Genomic DNA, 21979 nt, shown 5'->3' on the forward strand with positions numbered 1-21979 from the left:
TACGCAATTAATAGCGTTTATAAACGAATTTCCAGCCCAGTTTCATCGCACGCGTGTTTGCGTGGGCAAAACTCACAATCTTTCATTACCTTTTCAGGCCAGCGGCTCTTATCGGCTATCTGGAACCCAATTTTCGCGAAGAATGCTGGCGCCCGCGTTAGCGCTATAACACGCCCTATTCCTAGATTCCGAGCTTGATCAAGCAAACATTGCACAATCTCAACCCCTAGCCCTTTCCCTTGCAGGCCTTCTTTTAACCCTAAACTGCGAATCTCCGCTAAACCAGTGCCATAAACATAGAGTGCGCCACAGCCTACCAACTCGCCATCAATTTCAGCTACCGCAAACTGATGAATCGCCTGCATAATATCATGCTCTTGGCGCGGTAAATGCTCGCCCTTGCCGGCCCAATAGCGAATAAGCTCTGCAATTTTCGGTACATCACTTAACTTCGCTTGGCGAATATGCGTGAGCGAAGCTAGTTGCGCTTGTAAGCGCTGCCGTGCCCGCCGAAGGGCACCATGCACTTGGCTCGGTGCTGTGCCACCTAGCGCGCATCTACGGTCCATTCCGGCACGCAATGCAAGTGCTGCAAACACATCTTCCGCTATTTCGGCAGCTTCCGCTTGCATTTCCGATAACGTTAGTTGCTCTAATGGCACGTTTTTACGCAACGCGGTTAACACTAATTTGCCACTAATTTCATGGGCATCCCGAAATGCAATGCCTTTACCTACAAGATAATCGGCTAAATCGGTAGCGTTACTGTAACCACGTTCAGCCGATTGCTCGGCAAGCGCCTCATCAACGGTTAGGTGCGGTAACGCATACGCCATGATCGCAAGGCATTGCTGCCACTGCTGCATCGCATCGAAAAAGCCTTCTTTATCTTCTTGCATATCCTTGTTGTACGCCAAGGGTAAGCCCTTCACGGTCATCAGCATCGCCTGCAATTGGCCATTCACACGGCCGGTTTTTCCGCGAATCAACTCAAATACATCCGGGTTTTTCTTCTGAGGCATCAACGATGAGCCGCTAGAAATGGCATCGCCCAGTAAGAAGAAGCCAGCCTCGCCCGAGCAATAGAACACGATATCCTCAGAAAGCCGCGATAAATGCACCATGCTTAAACTGGCAACAGCAAGAAGCTCAATAACAAAATCGCGATCTGATACTGCATCAAGGCTATTTCGGCAAAGATCGTTAAAGCCTAATTCTTTTGCTAAAAATGATCTATCAATCGCAATTCCAGATCCCGCGAGCGCACCACATCCCAATGGCGATACCGATAAACGATCCCGCGCCTGCTTTAAGCGATCCAGATCGCGCTCTAGCATTTCTACATACGCTAATGCCCAGTGCGATACCAATACCGGCTGTGCCCGCTGAAGATGCGTATATCCGGGCATTACACTGTATTCATACCGTTCCGCGAAAACGATCAACGCATCGATCGTTGCCGCGATCTGTTCACCCACGGAATGTGATTTTGCGATCGCCCATAAACGCAAATCAGTGGCAACGAGATCGTTTCGCGATCGCCCAGTGTGTAATTTCCGCGCAACGCTGCCCAAACGATCTTGCAACGCCTGCTCTACCCAACTATGAATATCTTCGGCTTCAGTGCTCAACGGCAACTTTGGGTTTGCTTCAATATCCAATGCCAGCTGATCTAAACCGTCTTGTAATTGTTTCTGCTCTTCATGGGTGAGTAACTCCTGTTGCGTTAACGCATTCACCCAAGCTTTACTCGCTTGAATATCAAATGGCGCAAGTACGTAATCAAATTTCAATGAATCATTAAATTCCCGAAATTCTTGTGCACTGCCCTCTTCGAAGCGGCCTCCCCACATACTCATGCTAAGCCCCCTTGTTTCAGCGCCCGGATTCGGCTGGCTAAACTGAATAGACGAATAAACCCAGCGGCATCTTTTTGCTGATATACTTCATCTTCTTCAAAGGTAGCAAATGCTTCTGAATACAAGCTCAATGGCGAGCTGCGGCCAATAACGGTTACATTGCCTTTATATAAAGCAATGCGAACTGTTCCAGTTAGCTTTGTCGCTAATGAATGAACAGCCGCTAGCAAAGCTTCCCGAACCGGCGTAAACCACTGGCCGTCATAAAGCACGTCACTTAAACGCTGGCCAAGATCATGGCGTAAACGCTGACAAGCCCGATCATGAACCAACTCTTCAATGCCACGTAAGCCTTGATACCAAATCACACCACCTGGGGTTTCATAACAGCCACGTGATTTCATACCCACTAACCGATTCTCAACAATATCAATCCGGCCAACACCGTGCTCTGCACCAATACTATTCAACTTGATAAGCGCCTCGGTTTGGTTCAGTGTTTGCCCATTCACTTGGGTTAATATGCCTTCAATAAACTCAAGCTCTACTATTTCTTGTTGATCTGGGGCTTGTTGCGGTGAATTACTCAGAGTCCAAACCCCATCAGTAGGCTGTTCCCAAGGGTTCTCTAACTCACCACCCTCATGAGATATATGCCAAAGATTGGCATCGCGGCTATATATCTTGGTCGCTGAAGCTGAGGTTTTTATATTTCGCTCGGCAAGGTAATTCAACAAATCCTGCCGCGAACGCATTGTCCATTCACGCCATGGCGCAATAACCTTGAGTTGTGGGGCTAATGCTGCGAATGTACTTTCAAAACGCACCTGATCATTGCCTTTACCGGTACAGCCATGGCAAACAGCATCGGCACCTAGTTCAAGTGCGAGTTTCACTTGTGCTTCAGCAATTACTGGCCGTGCTAAAGCTGTTCCAAGGAGGTATTGCTTTTCGTAAATACAACCCGCTTGCATCGCCGGCGCGATAAGCTCATTTACGAACTTATCCTTTAAATCCACCACATAACAAGCCGTTGCACCGGATTTAATTGCTTTATCCTCGATGCCTACAAGCTCTTCATCGCCTTGGCCAACATCAGCAACAAAGGCAATTACCTCACAGTTATAGTTTTCTAATAACCATGGGATAATCGCCGAGGTATCTAAACCACCGGAATAGGCAAGAACTACTTTCTTAATGGTATTTGGGGTGGCTTGGCTCATTGTGCGATCTCCTCGAATAAATGGTGTAACGCTGCTTTCTGTACATATAACCGATTTTCAGCTTGCTGCAATACTGCACTAATAGTGCTATCCATAACCTCATCAGTAATTTCATCGTTGCGGTGTGCGGGTAAACAGTGCATTACCGTTGTCGCTTTTAGGCGTTTAACCAACGCTTGGTTTACCTGATAAGGCATAAAAATCTTGCAGGTTTCTGCATAATCACGTTTATCCCCCATGGAAAGCCACGTGTCAGTATAGATAACATCTGCGTGTTCAACTTTTGTGATGTCATTGCCCAACTGAATTCTATGCGCTGGGTATTGGGTATCTAGCTCAGCGAGAAAATCGGCTTGGGGGCCAAAACCGTCAGGGCAAATTACGGTTAGTTTTAAATCGAGCGCAGCGGCTCCCACCATCAAGCTTTGGCAAACATTGTTGCCCTCACCTACATACAAAATGTCCACCACTTTCATATCCACCGGATAACGCTCTTGAATGGTTAACAAATCCGCCAGCGTTTGACATGGATGGTGGATATCGCAAAGCGCGTTCACTACTGGAATACCAGCGGCTTTAAGCTTGTGCAAGGTTTCATGTTTAAATACGCGAGCTACAATACCGTGGGTCCAACAGGCGAGGTTTCGGGCGATATCCTCCACACTTTCCCGTTGCCCAGGTTCAACCATTTGGGCATCCAAATAAATCGGTTGAGCACCCAGTTGTTGGATACCTACCTCGAAGCTTACACGGGTACGTAAACTTGGTTTCTCAAACAACATCGCAATCGATTTATTCTTTAACGAATGCTGGAAACTTACCGGGTGAGCTTTCATATAGCCCGCCAGCGTGAGGATGTGCCGTATTTGTACGGCAGTTACATCAAACAAAGATAGTAAATGCATAAAAAATCTCTTTATAAATGGAATTTTTTTAACTGAACCCGCGGTAAAAAACACCGGAGGTTATGAATTAATCAAGAACAATGCGGGTGCCTTGTGGCTTCCCTTGCAGATGAGCGATTACCGCTGCGCTATCAGCCCAGCCAGCAATCGCAGTGGTTCGTCGGGAAAATTCTGAGGTGAAAATAGCCGCTTCCAGTTTTACCTTCATGCCGCCTTTTACAAAATCCTGAGCGAGTAATTCCTTTGCAGCAGCTAAGCTAATCGCGCCAATGTTTTGTTCTTGCGCATCGCGTATAGCAGGCACATCGCTCAACAGCAGTAAATCAGCGTCAAGCGCCAAAGCAATAGCAGCGGCTGCATAATCGGCATTTACATTGCATAGCTGATTCGCCTCAGTGAGGCCTATCGAGCTGATTACCGGGGTAAAACCATTGTTTATAAGTGTATGGAGTAGCGCTTTGCCGGCACTTGAGAAGCCATTTACAGTTGGCTGGCCGACCATTCCTAGTGCTGGCACGTTCTCCATATGCCATAAAGGACCATCGGCCAAGCTAATGCCTACCGCTGAAAACCCATTTCCCTGCGCCGCCTGCACTAATTTCTTATTCGTAGTGCCCGCCAAAGCGCCAACAATAATATCCATGTGCTCAGGCGCACTCACCCGTTGGCCATTTATCTTTTCCGACGACAAGCCAGCATTATGCAACATAGAATCCACGGCCGAACCGCCGCCGTGAACCAATACAAAAGGTTGCTGACTTTTAGCTAAAGCAGCTAACAAGGTTTTTAGTGGTGAATGATCGCGCTCATCAGCGCTATCTTCGAGAAGCGCACCACCTACCTTAATAACATGAACGTTTGGCCGGCTAAAAAAATCTTGAAAACCAGCCGTGATGGGTAAGCCAAACACATGATTAGCTGCATGCATGGCTTGTGCTGCTGCGCCTTTTAGTAAGTTATCCAATGCACTGATAACCACTACCTTTTGTCCATCCACTCTCACATAAATATCGCAAAATGGCGTGTTTGCAACATGGTTCACGGCGGGTGGCGCATCAACTAAACGCACGAAGGGTTGATTTGCATAAGCATCAGCAAATGCTTGATACACCGCATCTGCATTTACGTTCGGTGATAATTGCGCAACGCACGTCGCCACAATTCCACGTTTGTAATTACCGAGTTGCGGAGTAAATACCACGTCTTGCTGTAAATTATTGTTAATCTCCGGAGTATGGCGGTGATTCAACACCCCGTACGCTTGCACACTTACCTCACAAAACGATGTGCGCGAATTTAAACCCCGACCAGCACCGGAAACACCACTCACAGCAGTAATAACCGGCGTTTGCTCTGCCGCAAGTAAACCATTCACGGTAAGGGGCTTTAAGGCTAGAGTTGCGGCCGTTGGATAACATCCGGGGATACTAAAAAGTAAGCCTTTTGAGTAGTCCTTGGAGCTAGAGAGCCACTCCATGAGCATGTATTGAGCACTCGTAAGTAATTCAGGATGCGGATGGGTAAATTTATAAGTATCCGCAAATTCAGAGGCATTTTGAAAACGGTAGGCTCCGGAAAGGTCAAATACGGCAACGCCCGCAGCTACAAATCGAGCAGCAATTTCTGCACTCGCTTCATGGGGCAAAGCCAGAAAAACCGCACTGCACGTATGAACTACGGTTTCAAAATACGAATTATTCCAAGGTTCAATCGTTAAGGTGGATTTCCCTGCAAGTTCGGGCGCTAACTTAGACCAAAGCTGACTCACTCCCTGCTCGGAAGAGAACGCAAAAGCAATACTGAAATATGAATTTTTATGCAACAGCGAAAGTAATTCGCAGCCACTGTATCCGCTTGCGCCAAATACCGCAACATTCATGCCTTTGCGTTTAAGCTTCTCGCATTCGCTATATGGTTGCTTAGAATAGCCTTCCACCAAAACATTACTCACCTGTTAAAATAACTTTAATATGGTGAGCAAACGGGTATATCGCACTAACGGTTTAGCTCACCGGCTAGTGCGTATGGTAATAAAGATATTTGCGCAGATCAATATTTTTATGCGATTAATATGATTAACTATTCAATCTCGAGCTAGCTATCACTATTCACATATTTAAAGACCGATTTCTGTTTACTTGGTTTTATTGGGGTTGGCACCGCGGGTGTACCGATATAGAGAAAGCCCACAATATCTTCAGATACCGAAATACCGAGGGCTGATTTCATGTGATCTGATTCGGCATAAATGCCGGTGCGCCATACTGCACCTAATCCTTGTGTAAACGCCATTTGTTGCATGGCCATCGTGGCGCACGCCGCACTTGCATATTGTTCATGCCGTGGAACCTTAGGTTCATCTTTATATTCGGTTGCCACAATAATGATACATGGCGCTCGCAAGGGAAGCTGTGGCGCCCTAGCCTGTTCTGCTTCAGTAAGCCCTTCCAGTTTCGCTGTAGCAGCAAATAGTTCACTCAAGTTATGCAGTTCAGAACCTTGATAGATTAAACAGGTGTACGGTGTAAGATTCATGTGATCGGGTACGCGTAAGGCCGCGGCTTCAAGTTGCGCCAATTGCTGTGCTGAAGGACCGGGGCCAACCACTCTGGGCATAGAGGAGCGCGTTAACAGTAAATCAAGGGCATCCATAGTGATATCCGTTAAAGAATAAAAAAATACATTAACATTCGTAGTGTTTTGTTACAAAGTTAGGCTACGCATTCGAGGCAGAGCGCGTTAAACTAGTTACGCTGGTAAAAAAGCCACTCAAACAATAATCATGTTCTCTTCGCTGCAGTTCTGAATTGTACCGGATCACAGCGGAAACAGCGCGCAACATCAAGGATTTCGACATGAAATTTTTATCTAATTTACTCCGTCCTATTTGGATCTTCATTAATGGTCTCCGTCGCGTTATCGTTAATTTAGTATTTTTTATACTTTTAATTGGCGTTATTGTGATACTTAGCCAAGGCGAAGACGTCCCGACCGTTCCTGAAGGCGGCCTATTGGTGCTGAATCCAAGTGGTATTCTGGTAGAGGAAGCAACCTATTTATCGGCGTCAGATCGCTTCTTTAATGAAGCGGTAGGGTCTAGCGCAACACCAGAAACGGATTTGCATGCCTTTTTAGCAACTATCGATGATGCGGCGGCTGATGATCGTGTTAGCGGCGTAGTCCTAGATTTGCGTAACTTTTGGGGTGGTGGGTTAAGCAAATTACAAATGATTGCAGATCGGCTTGAGAAAGTGCGTGCAGCAGGCAAACCTATTATTGCGCACGGAAACTCGTTCACCCAATCACAATATTTTATCGCCAGCCAGGCCGATACGGTATACCTGAACCCTCAAGGCTCTGTTGCTGTTGATGGCTATCACATGTATCCAACCTACTTCAGTTCACTTTTAGAGAAGCTGAAAGTAACGACCTATATTTTCCGTGTTGGTGATTTCAAATCAGCGGTAGAACCTTACAGCCGAGATAGCATGTCCGCCGAAGCTAGGGAAGCAAACCAAGATTGGGTAGATGCGATGTGGGCCGAATACCTAAGTGGCATCACTCGCCATCGCGAAGTAGCGCCAGAAATTCTCAGTGGCAACATGGATGATTTTTTAGCGCTGTTCGAGCAAGCGGATAATAGCCAAGCCAACTTAGCACTTAACGCTGGCTTAGTTGATAATCTTGCCCATAGTGAAGAAATTCGTCAGGCGCTGATTGATATCGGCGGTTACGATGAAGATAAAAAATCCTTCCGTGCAATAGGTTGGCGTGCATACAAGCAAGCTGTTGCCGCCGAACGCAGTGAAGAGAATCAAAAAGCTAACGACGCTGATGAAGTGCGGGTTGTTTTCGCAAGCGGTACCATTTTAGATGGGTATCAGCCTACAGGTACGGTTGGCGGCGCTACCCTATCGAATCGTTTACGGGATATTCGTTTAGACGACAGTGTAAAAGCAGTTGTTTTACGCATTGATAGCCCTGGCGGAAGCGCATTTGCTTCTGAGCAAATCCGCCAAGAACTGCTGCTTCTCCGTGAAGCCGGTAAACCTGTTGTTTCTTCAATGAGCTCTGTTGCCGCTTCTGGTGGTTACTGGATTGCAGCCGGTACTGACCAAATTGTAGCACCAAGCTCGGTAATTACCGGTTCAATTGGTGTTTTTGGTATGTTCTTTTCTATCGATGAGAGCTTAGCCGAAGTTGGTGTGTACAGCGATGGTGTGTCATCTACCGATTTCCCTTACATTGATATCACTCGTCCGTTAAGTGAACCAGCACAACGTGCCTTGCAAGGCGGTGTAGACCGTATCTATCAAGATTTCTTAGAACTGGTGGCAAATGCGCGTGGAATGACTACCGAAGCCGTTCATGAAGTGGCACAAGGCCGCGTTTGGACCGGTACTAAAGCGCTTGAGCTAGGCCTTATCGATCGTATTGGTGAGCTTGATGATGCAACGGCTATTGCGGCTGAACTTGCGGGCCTTGAGGAATATCAAGTAACCTTTCCATCACCTGAGCTATCAGGCTTTGATGCGTTCTTAGCAGAGCTATTCAATGGTGCTAGCGTTCTGTTACCAGAATCAATGTTTACAAAAACACCAACGTTAACAGAGAAAGCTATTCAACGAGCTATCAACGAAGTACAAGCGATAAACGAGTTCAACGATCCGCAACACGTTTATATGCGCTGCTTAGAGTGTCAGGTTAAGTAGTGAATGTAGAAGATAGTAAAGAGAAAAATATGGCAACAAAAAGAAAGCGAATATATATCGCTTATACAGGCGGTACTATTGGCATGATGAAATCGGCGCACGGATATATTCCGGCGCCTGGTTTTCTGGAAAAGAGTTTGCAGGGAATGCCAGAGTTTTTTCGTCCTGAAATGCCGGAATTTACGTTGTGTGAATATTCGCCATTAATGGATTCATCGGATATGACTCCGGCAGATTGGCAACGTATTGCCGATGATATTCAGCGTAACTACAACGATTATGATGGCTTCGTGATTTTACATGGCACGGATACGATGGCTTACACCGCATCCGCGCTATCCTTCATGTTCGAAAACCTTGGTAAGCCGGTAATCGTTACGGGTTCACAGATTCCGTTAGCAGCATTGCGGTCGGATGGCCAAACCAATCTATTAAATGCGTTGTATATTGCGGCTCACTACCCTATTCACGAAGTAACCTTGTTCTTTAATAATCGTTTATTTCGAGGAAATCGCGCTACGAAGGCCGATGCCGATGGATTCGACGCATTTGCCGCACCAAACTTCCCGCCGCTACTCGAAGCTGGAATCGATATTGAAATCCTTAACGGGGTAATACAACCGGTTAAGCAACGTCCATTGAAAGTAGCTGCGGTCACGGCTCAAGAGATTGGCGTTGTAACCTTATATCCAGGGATGAGCGCAAGTATCATCGATAACTTAGTTAAGCATCCTGTTAAAGCGTTAATTTTGCTCAGTTATGGCGTGGGTAACGCGCCACAGGGTGGCTCATTAATTGATGCACTTAAGCGCGCAATTGATGCGGAAATTATTGTGCTAAATTGTACGCAATGCTTTAAAGGCACGGTTAATATGGCGGGCTACGCTACAGGTAATGCGCTCGCGGATATAGGCGTTATTAGTGGGCAGGATATGACCATCGAAGCTGCGTTAACCAAGTTGCATTTCTTATTGAGCCAAACCAATAATCTTGTTGATATCAAAAATAAGCTCGCTGAAAATCTACGCGGTGAACTTACCCCGGCTGATTAATAATATCCCTCAGCTATCGATCACGATTTGATTGCGGCCTGCATGCTTTGCTTTGTAGGCCGCCTTATCAGCTCGCCGCAAAATATCTTGTTCATCCTCGTCGTCTTCGCGAAGCGAAGTTAAACCGATACTGGCAGTAACCTTTACGATATTTTTCTCTTTATGCATGCGCTCAATATCAGCCGCAATATTCTCAGCAATTTCTTTTGCCCGGCGATGTGGGCAATTAAGTAAAAGAACAACAAACTCATCGCCACCCAATCGACAACAATAATCGGTATCCCGGGTGTGCTCACGCATTATATCGGCTACTTTTTGTAGAACCCAATCCCCAGCTTCGTGCCCTGCAGTATCGTTAACGGCTTTAAATTCATCAAGATCCACCACCATTAATTGAAAGCTCTCGTTAAACAAACGGGCATCCGTCAGTGTTCTTTGCACCGCAGCATCATAGCCTCGCCGATTCAGAAGTCCGGTTAGGGTGTCTCGGTTTGCTTGCGTTCGCAGCTCTTCTAGTTGTTTAACTTCATTGGTAGCATCACGCAAGGATCCGGCAAAACCGATAAACATGGCATTGCTGTATACGGGCTGAAGCTCCAGATGTAGCCATTTCTCCGCAGCTGATTTGGTGACAAAGCGAAAATCTATTGCGGTAGCATAGCGCTCTGTAATGGCATTTTGCCAACTGGTTAACGTGCCCTCTCGATCACTCTCAGAAATCCGCTCACGCATACCCACTTCTTTGAGTTCCTGTAATGTGTAGCCTGTAAGTTGTTGCATTTTAGGATTGATATATTCGATGTTGCCGTTTTGCTCGGTCATGAAAAGGCCAAGTGGCGCTGTACTCAAGAGAATATCAAGATACGCTTGTCGGCCTGAAAGCTCACGTTGTTGGTTCTTGTTCTGTGCGAGTAAACGGTTAAATTGGCGGGCTAAAACCGCAATCTCTGTGCCTTTGGGTATATCTAATTGCTCGCGCTCACCACTTATGATCGCTAATGTTTGCACCGATACATTGCGCAATGGGTTGAATTCACGCCGAACTAACCAGAAAAGAAGCGATGAAGATAGCAGTATTACAACAACTGCAACCCATATCATTTGCTTTGTGCCTAATACAGACATCGCATAAAGAAAAGAGGCAAACCCTATGGAAAGCACAACCGTGAACCATACAATTAGGCGCGTTGATATGTTTTTAATCAGCATGGCATATTTACGCTTTAAAAAATAAAAAAATCATTAGTGACGATGTGCAGAAACTCCGAATCATGAACCTCTGGGCAAAAATGGACAAATACTGAACTACGGCTACACTTACTTAACTACATCTACGTAACTAATTTACGTACGCAAAGCTGAGTAACTAGAGTGATTTACCAACAATGTGAATTACCTAACTGTACCACAGCTAAAGTAAGGATTGAAAAATTGTAATGATACTGTAATTTGTTTAGCGCAAGGCTCTTAAATGAGCCTTTTCCCTGGGCTCGGAACACTCCCCCCTTAGTTCCGAGCTCTTCTTTTTTCAAAATAAGGCGGCGTACTAATACCGAACCCTTAATTTCTCTTAATGTTAAATAATGAGTAGAAATTATCGCGTGTAACTTCTGCCACTTCTTCGATAGACACACCTTTTAGCTTTGCTACACATTCTGCAACATGGGTAACAAAGGCTGGCTGATTCTCTTTTCCACGATGCGGGACCGGCGCTAGCCAAGGCGAATCGGTTTCAATTAACAGGCGTTCCAACGGAACATGTTTAACAACATCCCTCAATTCCTCCGCACTGGCAAAGGTAACAATGCCGGAAATTGAGATGTAAAAACCAAGATCTAACGCCTTTTCCGCCATATCTAAACTCTCAGTAAAACAATGCATCACCCCTCGGCATTTCTCGGCGTGTCCTTCCCTGAGCATATCGATGGTATCGGCACGCGCATCACGAGTATGAATAATAAGCGGTTTATTCACCTCGTTCGCTATTTCGATATGCCGAGCAAAGCTCTCCCGTTGAGTGGCGATGTGTTCCTTATCGTAAAAATAATCGAGCCCGGTTTCGCCCACGGCTACCACATCGCTGCGCGCACACAAACTCGCTAATTCGCTCTCTGAGAATCCGTGTTTCGCAACATACAGCGGATGTACCCCACATGAGAAACTTACGTCACCGTGTTTTCCTACAATTTTTTGCATTTGTGCAAAATCATCTAAGGCAACACCGATACATAGCATATGTTCAATCTGTGCGGCACGAGCATCGGCAAGAACTTTTGCGATACCGTGTTCTTCTGTGCTTTTTAGTTTATCTAAATGACAATGGGAATCTACAAACATAATTATTCCTAATTGTAAGAGGAGGCTCGCAGCGAACGGGTTAAATCATTGCTCCATGAAGCAACCAGAATTTGAGGGTTAACGCCGGCATTTTGTAGCGTTTTACGTAATTTAATACCACGGCGATATGCATTCGCTAACGCACTGGCAAGTAGGTGCGTAGGTGCAGGTAGTTTGATATTCGTGGTTATCACCAACGGCTCCTCACCCATTAGAGCTTGCCGATGCGCTAACTGCAGTTCACTCAGCAAGGTTGCCAGCATGTCATGAACTTTCTCTAAATCCTTTTCAACATTAAGCTGCCCTTTGCATAAAAGTGCCAAGTAGCTGCGTTGCTCTTCGTTATTTTGTAATTGCTTAAGCACGCTCAACGGTTTCGTTGCCGCCAATTCAAGTACCACACTATCGGTAACGCTTTGTTTGCTGTGTTCTTGCAACCAGCTCCTAATTTCATCGGGTGTTGGTTGTGGCGTTGTATACGCCATTAAACGGCTGCGGATCGTAGGTAACAGCTGTGAATAACGGGTTGCCGCTAACTGAATAAATGTATTCTCTGGCGGTTCTTCAAGGGTTTTTAATAACGCGTTGGATGCTTGCAACGTCATTCGATCCGCATGAATAATTTGCACTACTTTATTCCCGCCTTGGCTTGCTGTTTGCTGCACCTGCTGCGCAATTTGCCGTACCGCATCAACACCGATTTGTTTACCTACTTCCGGCTCAACCCGCAAATAATCGGGATGTGTACCCGCTTGCCAAAGTTTACAGCTTTTACAAACACCGCAGGCTTTTCCCCGCTGCTCTCGCTGTTGGCATAATAAGAATGCGGCGAGCTGCTCAAGCATTACATCAACACCTAAATCAGGCGAATATGAAAAACCCATGCCATGTGGCATACGGCCGGAATGAGCGGCAGCTACAAGTTGTTGCCATAGCGGGCGCATCCAAGGAAAAGTTAAGCCGGCCATTGTTGCTCCAGCGCACTTACAATTGATTGCTGTACATCAGTTAAACTCTGTTCGGCATCAATAACGGCAATATTCGCTTCTGTGTTGGCTATTTCTAAATAGCGATTTCGAGTGCGGGTAAAGAAATCAATTTTGCTGCGTTCAAAGCGATCTAAAGCACCTCGATGCGAGGCGCGAGATAAACCAACCTTAGGATTAATATCAAGATACAGCGTAAAATCAGGCGCAAAATCTTGTAATGTAAACTGCTTAAGTTGCTGCAGCACGCTAGCATCTACTTCGCGACCACCGCCTTGATACGCCCGTGACGATAAATCATGCCGATCACCGATCACCCAGGTACCTTGCTGCAAAGCTGGGCGAATGACATTTTCAACTAACTGAACCCGAGCTGCATACATCAGCAATAGTTCGGCCTGAGGCGTTACTTGCTCTTGCCAATCACTCTTCACGATATCACGTAAAGCTTCAGCAAAAGGCGTTCCGCCGGGTTCACGTACCTTGATGTAAGATACATTATTTGCTTCCAACCACCCGGAAACGGTTGCAACGGCGGTGCTTTTTCCAGCCCCTTCTAAACCTTCGATAACAATAAATTTTCCGCTCATCAGTTCCTCTGATAACGCTGCACAGCGCGATTATGCTCAGCCAAGGTTCGCGAGAACACGTGAGTACCATCATTTCTACTGACAAAATAGTAATAATCACTTTCTACTGGCGCTAACGTTGCCACAATTGCGGCTTTACCTGGCATCGCTATAGGTGTGGGTGGTAACCCATTAATTCGGTACGTATTGTACGGTGTTGTTTGCTGAATGTCAGATCGATAAATAACGCCACGATAGGCATCCCCCAAACCATAAATAATGGTTGGGTCCGATTGCAGCCGCATCCCCGTGCGTAATCGATTTACAAATACCGAAGCTACAAGTGCACGCTCTTCAACCGCTCCGGTTTCCTTTTCTATGATCGAAGCTAAAATTAATGCTTCATATGGTGTAGCTACCGGAACACTGCGATCACGCGTTTGCCAAGCCTCGGAAACGGTATTTTGCATTCGTTCATAAGCTTGCCGATAAAGCTGTGTATCAGTGGTTCCTGCATAAAACCGATAGGTATCAGGAAACAATAGCCCTTCAATATGAGTGTATTCACCTTCTGATAATTCTTCTGCGAGTGCTTCGGCGGTAACCGCGGGGTTTTCAACTGTTAAATATTCATGCGCTAGAATCTGTTGTTGCCACTGCCTAAATTCACTACCTTCAACAAAGGTAATTGAAAACAGGTGCTGTTGTCCTGCGCTAATTCGGTTCCAAATTTCAGCTGCGGTATCGTTATTGCGAATGGCGTAAACCCCCGCTTGAACACGCGCACCTTGATGAAAAAAGCGAAAGCTTAGCTCATTCAATTTCGCGTAAGGAACCAACCCTTGAGCCTCTAATGCTTTTGCAATACGCCGAGGGTTACTACCACGGGGAACTTCGAACAGAATCTCCTGCTCTGTATGGTCTGTTAGCCTTACCGCACTACCCTGATGATACCACCAGTTCGCAGCGGCATAACCACTAACTGCCGTTATAACAGTTAACGCAAGCCCAACAGCAAGAACAGAAAAAATGGCTTTCTTCATAAATTTAATACGGCCCTTGATAAGATAGGCTCCGGTTTATAGCTCGGTTTGCCAAGCTTTTGAATAAACGCGAACCGCCAGTTCAATGCCATTCATGTTACTTACTGGCACTAGCCCAAGCAAGGAATTGCAAATAAAGATTTCATCAGCTTGCGCTAATTTTTCCGGTAAGTAGTGGCCTACGCGCACATGCGGGTTCAGTGCAAGTAGTTCCGCACGAACAACACCGGCTATACCGGCTTCAGTAAGCTCTGGTGTATGCCAATGTTTGCCTTCTCGCCAAAATAAATTTCCCATCGTTGCTTCACACAAAAAGCCGCGAGCATCGCAAACAATTAGATCATCAGGCGCGGGATGCATTACTTCGCGTAATTTCTCGAGTTCCAGCTTAAGAAGAACCTGCTCCAAACGATTCAGTGTTTTTAAACCGGCAAGTTCAGGCTGTATGGCTAAGCGTAAACTTGCATTTGCTAGCCGAATTCCATCTTCTCGCCAGCGTGCATAATGTGCAGGCATCTCGCTAATCGTAACAATACGTTGAGAGTTCGATTCTTTTGCAGGAGCATAGCCACGGCCGCCAGAACCTCGGGTAATGACAATTTTAATAACTGCTGCCGTATTTTCATTGCGCTCGATCAGGCGCTTTGCTTCCGCTAAGAACACCGCCTCATCTGCGAGCGGAATACTCAGCTTCGCACAAGTATTTTCTAAGCGTTGCCAATGGCGTTGCCACAACTGCAGTTCCCCGGCAACAACAGCAATAGTAGTAAAGCACCCATCGCCGTAATTTAAACCGCGGTCGGCAACGCTTACCTGATCGCATTCTTCACCATTGATTAGTGTTGGCATTAGGTATTAACCCTTTCGAAGGCACTAAGTAAGTGCAGTGTTCAGATAACCACAGCATAACGCAGATACAAAAAAGGCGGAATTCTCATTCCGCCTTTTTCAAATCTTGTTCGAACTACTTCGTTATCTATTAAGCAGAGTGCTTATTGATATAATCGATAGCTGCCTGAACGGTACGAATCTTTTCAGCTTCTTCGTCAGGAATTTCAGTTTCAAACTCTTCTTCAAGAGCCATAACCAATTCAACTGTATCTAGCGAATCTGCACCAAGGTCATTTTCAAAAGAAGCTTCTGGTTTAACTTCTTCTTCTTTAACACCTAGTTGCTCAATAACAATTTTCTTTACGCGTTCTTCGATAGTGCTCATGTGTAACCCTCAAATCAAGGTATCTTGAATAAATTTGCGTGTAGTGTAAGCAATACGCCTACATGATGAAAGTAAAAATTTGCCCAAATGGCGGAGGTCTTACCTCGTTGTTGCCAGTAAAGCTTATTAAACCATACTCATGCCACCATTCACATGAATGGTTTCACCAGTAATATAAGCAGCGCCGGCCGAAGCTAAAAAGCCAACAGCAGCGGCAATTTCTTCAGGCCGCCCTAACCGACCGGCAGGAATAGTATCAAAAATACGTTCCCGTTGCTCGTCAGTTAACGCTTTTGTCATGTCTGTGTCAATAAAACCTGGTGCCACCGAGTTCACGGTTACACCGCGAGAAGCAATTTCTTTTGCTAATGCTTTGCTAAAGCCAATTAAACCGGCCTTTGCTGCACAGTAATTTGCTTGCCCTGGGTTCCCAGTTGTTCCCACCACAGAACCAATATTAATAATACGGCCATGGCGATTTTTCATCATACCGCGCATAACAGCCTTAGAAATCTTAAATACTGCTGTGAGATTCGTTTCAATTACCTGATCCCACTCGTCATCTTTCATACGCATGAGTAAATTATCACGTGTGATGCCGGCGTTGTTAACAAGAATATCAATCTTACCAAATTCTTTTTGAATCTCGGCAACTAAGGTATCGATTGCACCTGCTTCAGTAACGTTCAAAACTTTACCTGTACCCTGTTCGCCAAGGTATTCACTAATCGCAGCAGCACCCTTTTCACTCGTTGCTGTGCCAACTACAGTTGCACCAGCGGCTACTAAGTTTTCTGCGATTGCTTTGCCGATACCACGTGTGGCACCGGTTACTAGAGCAATTTGCCCTGATAATGAGCTCGACATTCCGCTCTCCCTATTGTTAGTAATTAAATTCTGCGCGTTTCACACTTACGCAATGCAAAGTTCAGTAACGGCAGCACTATCACTTATCGCGCCACCTTCGATCTCACGGTCAATGCGTTTCGATAATCCAGTGAGTACTTTACCTGGCCCAATTTCATAAAGGTGCGTAATACCTTGAGCTTTCATTGCTAACACGGTTTCTGTCCATCGAACCGGTGAGTAAAGTTGGGCTACTAACGCTTCACGAAGTTCCTCTACCGATTTTGCCTCTGCTACGCTCACATTATGCAACACTGGTACGCGCGGAAGTTGAATTTCAACACCGTCCAACGCCACCGCTAATTCCTCTGCGGCAGGCAGCATAAGTGCGCAATGCGAAGGCACGCTCACAGGCAACGGGAGAACCCGCTTAGCGCCGGCGGTTTTACAAGCCTCGCCAGCACGTTCAACGGCGGCTTTCTCACCCGCAATAACAACTTGCCCGGGAGAATTATAATTAACCGCAGCCACAACATCGCCTTGAGCGGCATCTGCACAAGCAGCTACAACTTTATCATCATCTAAACCAATCACCGCCGACATCGCACCAGTGCCCGCGGGAACCGCTGCTTGCATCGCTTTCCCACGCAGCTCAACTAAAGCAATTGCATCGGAGAAGTTCAATGCACCTGCGCACACCAAAGCTGAATACTCGCCCAAACTGTGTCCTGCCATCATTGCAGGGGTTGGACCGTTGCTTAAACAACGATAAACAGCAACGCTTGCTGCTAATAATGCAGGCTGGGTTACTTCCGTTTGATTAAGTTTGCCGTCCTTATCATTTTGTACAACATCCCACAGATCATACCCAAGCACTTCTGAAGCTTCTGCGAACGTTGCTTCAACTTGTGGGTATTGCTCGGCAAGCTCCGCCAGCATTCCAACGGTTTGCGAGCCCTGCCCCGGAAATACATAAGCCACTTGTCGACTCATCACAATCCTCTTTTTTAATTAACTATTAGTATTTGATTAACGCTGAGCCCCAGGCAAAACCGCCGCCAAAAGCTTCTAATAATAATGTTTGCCCACGCTGTATACGGCCATCACGAATCGCCACATCCAACGCAATAGGCACAGATGCTGCCGAAGTATTGCCTGTTGTCGCCAAGGTCATCACCACCTGTGCCATCGGCATCTTTAGTTTACGCGCGGTGGCTTGAATTATTCGATAATTCGCTTGATGTGGTATTAGCCAATCTAAATCTTTAGCCGTCATTTCATTTGCAGCTAGCGTTTGCTCAACAAGCTCAGCTAACTTTTCTACGGCAACCTTAAATACTTCACGCCCTTTCATATACAGCCATGCTTCTTGCTGTAGTGCGGCATCATCTCTACTTGGATGATCAGCGCCCAATAGCGAAGCGAATTCACCGGCACTAAAAATATGCGTTGAAAACACGCCCGGCGCTTCCGCTGCTGATAATACCGCCGCACCGGCGCCATCGCCAAATAAAACGATAGTATTGCGATCATCAGGCCGACACATTCGGGAAAGCGTATCGCTACCGATAACTAAAACATGCTTTGCAGCGCCGCTAATAATATATTTCTCAGCAACAGATAGTGCAAAAATAAATCCCGAGCAAGCAGCAGCTACATCAAATGCAGGAATATCGGTAACACCCAATGCGTGCTGTACTTCACAGGCTGCGCTGGGGAAAGCACGATCCGCAGAAGTTGTTGCCATGACGATAAGATCGATATCACTAGCTTCAAGCCCTGCAGCAGCAATAGCATTCTTAGCCGCCTCAGTGCCCATAGTCACCACTGATTCATCGGCAGCAGCAATTCTGCGTTCTTGAATACCCGTGCGCTCTTGAATCCACGCATCACTGGTATCTACTCGCTGTTCGAGTTCTTGATTGGTAAGGCGTTGGGCGGGAAGAAAATGGCCAGTGCCGGCTAATTTTGCGTAGCGTTGTTGCTCGAACATATCACTCCTCATTGCAACTTCCGGTGCTTTGAGAACCGGAATGTTAGTGCTGTTCTGATAGCACTTTTTCAACTTGGTTGTGAATGCGCGCTGGTAAGTTCAATTGCGTTTCCGTAATTGCGTGCGCAATAGCACTATAAAACGCATTTGCGGAGGCGTTACCATGGCTCTTCACAACCACACCGCGCAATCCTACCAGACTTGCACCGTTGTACTGGTCGGGGTTGAGCCATGCCCAAGATTTTTTCTGGCGTTTATAGAGTAACCAGGCTAAACCGCGGCTTAACCAATGGGTTTTCAAGTTGCGTTGAAAATGCTCATACACCATTTTGGCCATGCCTTCACAGCTTTTCAATGCTATGTTGCCGGTAAATCCATCACAAACAATAACATCAGCTTCACCGGTAAAAAGCTCAGAGCCCTCAACGAAACCGCTGTAATTCACGAAACTGGATTGTTTCAAAAGCATCGCAGCTTGTTTAACTACATCAGGGCCCTTAATCTCTTCGGTACCCATGTTTAACAACGCTACTTTCGGATTTTCAATACCATTAAGTTCGCGAGCCAATACTGATCCCATCACGCCAAACTGAAACAAGGTTTCCGCATCACATACCGGATTAGCTCCTATATCGAGCAGAAAGCCTTGTTTACCATGCTGATTAGGAACAGGTGTAATTAATGCTGGCCGCAAAACACCGGGCAGTGTTTTCAAGTACATGTACGCCATCGCCATTAACGCACCCGTGTTGCCGGCGCTAACACAACCTTGCGCGGTTCCATCGGCAACAAGATCAATAGCAGCACGCATCGATGAGTCAGTTTTCTGGCGAATACATTGACCAGGCTTGTCATCCATTTGCACTATTTGTGAGGTGTGTTGGATACGTACGCGCGATAAATCAACGGCGGTATCTTTGCTTTCTCGGGCGAGTAAAGCTTTTAAACGAGGTTCGTCTCCGGTCACTATAAAATCAGTTTCCGGAAACGACTGCAGCGCTCTAATGAGCGCTGCAACAGCGATGGAGGGACCGCGGTCACCACCCATCGCATCGATTACTAAAGTAATTTTTGCCATACGCCTTAAGCGATGACTTTCTTACCTTTGTAGTAACCATCAGCGGTTACATGGTGACGACGATGAGTTTCGCCGCTTGTCTGATCAACAGACAGTTCAACACCAGTTAATGAATCGTGTGAACGACGCATGCCGCGTGCAGAACGAGTTTTACGGTTTTTTTGTACAGCCATTTGACTGGTCTCCTGAATCGATTATTTCTTAAGCTTTTGCAATACAGCGAATGGGTTTGGCTTTTCTGCTTCCGCAGGTAGCTCACCGTAACTCATTGTATCGCTCTTGATCGCACAGTCCTGCTCAGTATGCTTTGCCACAATAGGCAATGCGAGTAACAGCTCATCTTCAACTAAAGGATGGAGCAGAACTTCCCCTAGTTCATTAAGTTCAGCTGCTTCGTAATGCTCCGGCATATCTTCAGCGGTTTGTCGCTTGGTTACCGGCGCATACTGAAACTCTATTGCTAAATCGAAGGGCATGGTGCCACCACACCGCTGACAAGTTAGCTCAACGTTAGCTTTCGCCTGACCACGAAAATTATGTATCTTTTGCTCATCTGTTCCGAACCATAGCGTGACCTCTATGTCAGAACAGGGCGATGCCAGCACTTCATTAAAACGAGGCAAATTTTTTGATGGAATATACCCATCAAAAGATAACCGTTTCCCTGAATTTCGTACTGGGTCAACCGAAAGCGGTATTAGAACCTTTTGCATAGCGCGCGAATAATAATGGTTGATAAGTTGATAGTCAAAGAAATTTCACCCCTAAGCCGCTGTTTCTATGAAAAACATGACGAAAGTTGCTTTCTTGTTGGAAAAGCATGGCAAAATAACCCAAAGACATATTCTATCACAGAGGTTGGTTATGCACACTAAAGAACACGTGGGTTTATTCGGTGATTCCCGAAAAAAACCTAATGTTGATCATTTATCTTTAGTTTTGGCGTCAAGTTCCCCATACAGGAAAGCGCTGTTAGAACGTTTACGGGTCCCCTTCAGTACGGTATCACCAGATATCGATGAAAGCCCTTTAGAAGATGAAACTCATGTTCAACTCGTACAACGTTTAGCAGAACGTAAAGCAAAAGCGCTCGCAAACGATTTTCCGCAACACCTCATTATCGGCTCCGATCAAGTTGCTGTATGTACTGGCCAGATATTTGGCAAACCGCATGATACGGAAACAGCAGTAGCTCAACTTAATCACTTTAGTGGGCGTGCCGTTACCTTTTATACGGGATTAAGTGTTCTAAATTCTGAGTCTGGTGTGGTTTATACAGTTACCGAGCCCTACTCGGTTTACTTTAGAACGTTAACCGAGACAAAGATACGCCACTACATTGAGCTTGAGCAGCCTTTAAATTGCGCGGGGAGCTTTAAATGCGAAGGATTGGGTATCACCCTATTCCACAAGATGAAGGGTGACGATCCAAATAGCTTAATAGGGCTACCATTAATTCGTCTTACCGATTTACTCAGCCGGCACGGTTTCGAGTTGCCTGAGCAAGCTCGGTAGTTCAGTAATTTGGTTGAGTACAGCAAGCGGTGCTTCTAAATTTAACGTGGTATGGTCATGAACGCCCCAAGATACACCCAAGGATGGCATGTTGGCGGCGTTCGCCATACGTAAATCATAACGAGAATCGCCAATCATAATCGCTTGCTCTGTTAAATAACCGGTTTCTGCCAGAATCTCATTGAGCATTTGCGGATGCGGCTTTGAATTTGCTTCATCCGCGCACCGCGATGCCAAAAAAAAGTTACCTGTATTTGTTTCTCGCCATGCGCGTTCTAAACCCTGCCGTGCCTTACCCGTTGCCACAGCAAGCTGCACGCCGCTTTGTGTAAGCTCTGAAAGCACTTCTACTACGTCAGGAAATAATGGTGACGGCGTTGGATCTTTATGCAGGTAAAACTCCCGATAAATAGCAATGAGTTTTTGTTGTTCAATTTCATCGTGGCAATCAAATAAACGCTCTAATGCGACCCACAAACTTAAGCCAATGATATCGCGAACCGCGGATTCTGCAGGAATAGGCAAATTTGCTGCTTGTGCCATTTTTTGCATACAAGAAACAATTTTTGGCACCGAGTCCATCAAAGTGCCATCCCAATCAAAAATAACGAGTGGGAAACGGTGAGCTATTATTTGATCTTGCAT

Annotated in this window: 22 protein-coding genes; 3 read left to right on the plus strand and 19 right to left on the minus strand. The window is 46.1% G+C overall.

The genetic code is table 11. The features are described 5' to 3' along the window. Positions 1-17: 17 nt before the first annotated feature. The 5 genes from argH to CWE13_RS01705 form a co-directional block, all read right to left on the minus strand. Positions 18-1859: an argininosuccinate lyase gene (gene argH / locus CWE13_RS01685; protein ID WP_126805604.1), complete on the minus strand. Its 1842-nt coding sequence runs from the start codon at positions 1857-1859 to the stop codon at positions 18-20. Further along, positions 1856-3082 carry an argininosuccinate synthase gene (locus tag CWE13_RS01690; RefSeq protein WP_126805605.1) on the minus strand — a complete coding sequence of 409 codons (1227 nt, stop codon included), beginning with the start codon at positions 3080-3082 and terminating at the stop codon, positions 1856-1858. The genes argH and CWE13_RS01690 overlap by 4 nt, the downstream gene beginning before the upstream one ends. Beyond that, complete coding sequence (argF, locus tag CWE13_RS01695) at positions 3079-3987, minus strand: ornithine carbamoyltransferase (protein WP_126805606.1); 909 nt, start codon at positions 3985-3987, stop codon at positions 3079-3081. Before argF ends, CWE13_RS01690 begins: the two co-directional genes overlap by 4 nt. A 67-nt stretch (positions 3988-4054) precedes the next feature. Continuing rightward, positions 4055-5938, minus strand: a complete 1884-nt coding sequence (gene argC / locus CWE13_RS01700; RefSeq protein WP_126805607.1) for an N-acetyl-gamma-glutamyl-phosphate reductase — start codon at positions 5936-5938, stop codon at positions 4055-4057. Positions 5939-6081: 143 nt separating this feature from the next. After that, positions 6082-6639 carry a nitroreductase family protein gene (locus tag CWE13_RS01705; RefSeq protein ID WP_126805608.1) on the minus strand — a complete coding sequence of 186 codons (558 nt, stop codon included), beginning with the start codon at positions 6637-6639 and terminating at the stop codon, positions 6082-6084. A gap of 203 nt (positions 6640-6842) precedes the next feature. On the opposite strand from CWE13_RS01705, the gene sppA reads away from it, so the two are divergent. Together sppA and ansA are read left to right on the plus strand one after the other, a co-directional pair. Beyond that, positions 6843-8699: a signal peptide peptidase SppA gene (sppA, locus tag CWE13_RS01710; protein ID WP_126805609.1), complete on the plus strand. Its 1857-nt coding sequence runs from the start codon at positions 6843-6845 to the stop codon at positions 8697-8699. Positions 8700-8728: 29 nt separating this feature from the next. Beyond that, a complete protein-coding gene (ansA, locus tag CWE13_RS01715; protein ID WP_126805610.1) occupies positions 8729-9751 on the plus strand; it encodes an asparaginase in 1023 nt (340 codons plus the stop codon). 9 nt (positions 9752-9760) lie between these two features. Here ansA and CWE13_RS01720 read toward each other — a convergent pair whose 3' ends face one another. The 13 genes from CWE13_RS01720 to yceD all read right to left on the minus strand — a co-directional run bounded on the left by CWE13_RS01720 (position 9761) and on the right by yceD (position 20532). After that, on the minus strand, positions 9761-10960 hold the full coding sequence (locus tag CWE13_RS01720; RefSeq protein ID WP_126805611.1) for a sensor domain-containing diguanylate cyclase: 1200 nt from the start codon (positions 10958-10960) through the stop codon (positions 9761-9763). Between the two features lie 351 nt (positions 10961-11311). Beyond that, on the minus strand, positions 11312-12088 hold the full coding sequence (locus CWE13_RS01725; RefSeq protein WP_126805612.1) for a TatD family hydrolase: 777 nt from the start codon (positions 12086-12088) through the stop codon (positions 11312-11314). 8 nt (positions 12089-12096) lie between these two features. After that, positions 12097-13056 carry a hypothetical protein gene (locus tag CWE13_RS01730; protein ID WP_126805613.1) on the minus strand — a complete coding sequence of 320 codons (960 nt, stop codon included), beginning with the start codon at positions 13054-13056 and terminating at the stop codon, positions 12097-12099. Next, complete coding sequence (gene tmk / locus CWE13_RS01735; RefSeq protein ID WP_126805614.1) at positions 13044-13664, minus strand: dTMP kinase; 621 nt, start codon at positions 13662-13664, stop codon at positions 13044-13046. The genes CWE13_RS01730 and tmk overlap by 13 nt, the downstream gene beginning before the upstream one ends. Then, positions 13664-14686: an endolytic transglycosylase MltG gene (gene mltG, locus CWE13_RS01740; protein WP_126805615.1), complete on the minus strand. Its 1023-nt coding sequence runs from the start codon at positions 14684-14686 to the stop codon at positions 13664-13666. The genes tmk and mltG overlap by 1 nt, the downstream gene beginning before the upstream one ends. 36 nt (positions 14687-14722) lie before the next feature. After that, positions 14723-15535: an aminodeoxychorismate lyase gene (pabC, locus tag CWE13_RS01745; protein ID WP_126805616.1), complete on the minus strand. Its 813-nt coding sequence runs from the start codon at positions 15533-15535 to the stop codon at positions 14723-14725. Between the two features lie 130 nt (positions 15536-15665). Next, positions 15666-15902, minus strand: coding sequence for an acyl carrier protein (acpP, locus tag CWE13_RS01750; RefSeq protein WP_007419889.1), 237 nt, complete (start codon positions 15900-15902; stop codon positions 15666-15668). A 126-nt stretch (positions 15903-16028) separates the two neighbouring features. After that, positions 16029-16769, minus strand: a complete 741-nt coding sequence (gene fabG, locus CWE13_RS01755) for a 3-oxoacyl-ACP reductase FabG (protein ID WP_126805617.1) — start codon at positions 16767-16769, stop codon at positions 16029-16031. 45 nt (positions 16770-16814) lie between these two features. Next, positions 16815-17741 (minus strand): ACP S-malonyltransferase, encoded by a 927-nt coding sequence (gene fabD / locus CWE13_RS01760; RefSeq protein WP_126805618.1) that lies wholly within the window; start codon positions 17739-17741, stop codon positions 16815-16817. Positions 17742-17766: 25 nt separating this feature from the next. Further along, positions 17767-18741 (minus strand): beta-ketoacyl-ACP synthase III, encoded by a 975-nt coding sequence (locus CWE13_RS01765; protein WP_126805619.1) that lies wholly within the window; start codon positions 18739-18741, stop codon positions 17767-17769. A 43-nt stretch (positions 18742-18784) separates the two neighbouring features. After that, complete coding sequence (plsX, locus tag CWE13_RS01770; RefSeq protein WP_126805620.1) at positions 18785-19819, minus strand: phosphate acyltransferase PlsX; 1035 nt, start codon at positions 19817-19819, stop codon at positions 18785-18787. Positions 19820-19824: 5 nt separating this feature from the next. Continuing rightward, positions 19825-19992, minus strand: coding sequence for a 50S ribosomal protein L32 (rpmF, locus tag CWE13_RS01775; protein ID WP_007419894.1), 168 nt, complete (start codon positions 19990-19992; stop codon positions 19825-19827). A 21-nt stretch (positions 19993-20013) separates the two neighbouring features. Then, the gene (yceD, locus tag CWE13_RS01780; RefSeq protein WP_126805621.1) at positions 20014-20532 is read right to left on the minus strand and encodes a 23S rRNA accumulation protein YceD; all 519 of its coding nucleotides are present in this window, start codon (positions 20530-20532) and stop codon (positions 20014-20016) included. Between the two features lie 151 nt (positions 20533-20683). Here yceD and CWE13_RS01785 point away from each other — a divergent pair, with 151 nt between their 5' ends. Beyond that, a complete protein-coding gene (locus CWE13_RS01785) occupies positions 20684-21334 on the plus strand; it encodes a Maf family protein (RefSeq protein ID WP_126805622.1) in 651 nt (216 codons plus the stop codon). Here the strand turns inward: CWE13_RS01785 and CWE13_RS01790 are convergent. Then, positions 21290-21979, minus strand: a complete 690-nt coding sequence (locus tag CWE13_RS01790; protein WP_126805623.1) for an HAD family hydrolase — start codon at positions 21977-21979, stop codon at positions 21290-21292. The genes CWE13_RS01785 and CWE13_RS01790 overlap by 45 nt on opposite strands.

The sequence above is a fragment of the Aliidiomarina shirensis genome (assembly GCF_003987345.1).
Taxonomy (GTDB): domain Bacteria; phylum Pseudomonadota; class Gammaproteobacteria; order Enterobacterales; family Alteromonadaceae; genus Aliidiomarina; species Aliidiomarina shirensis.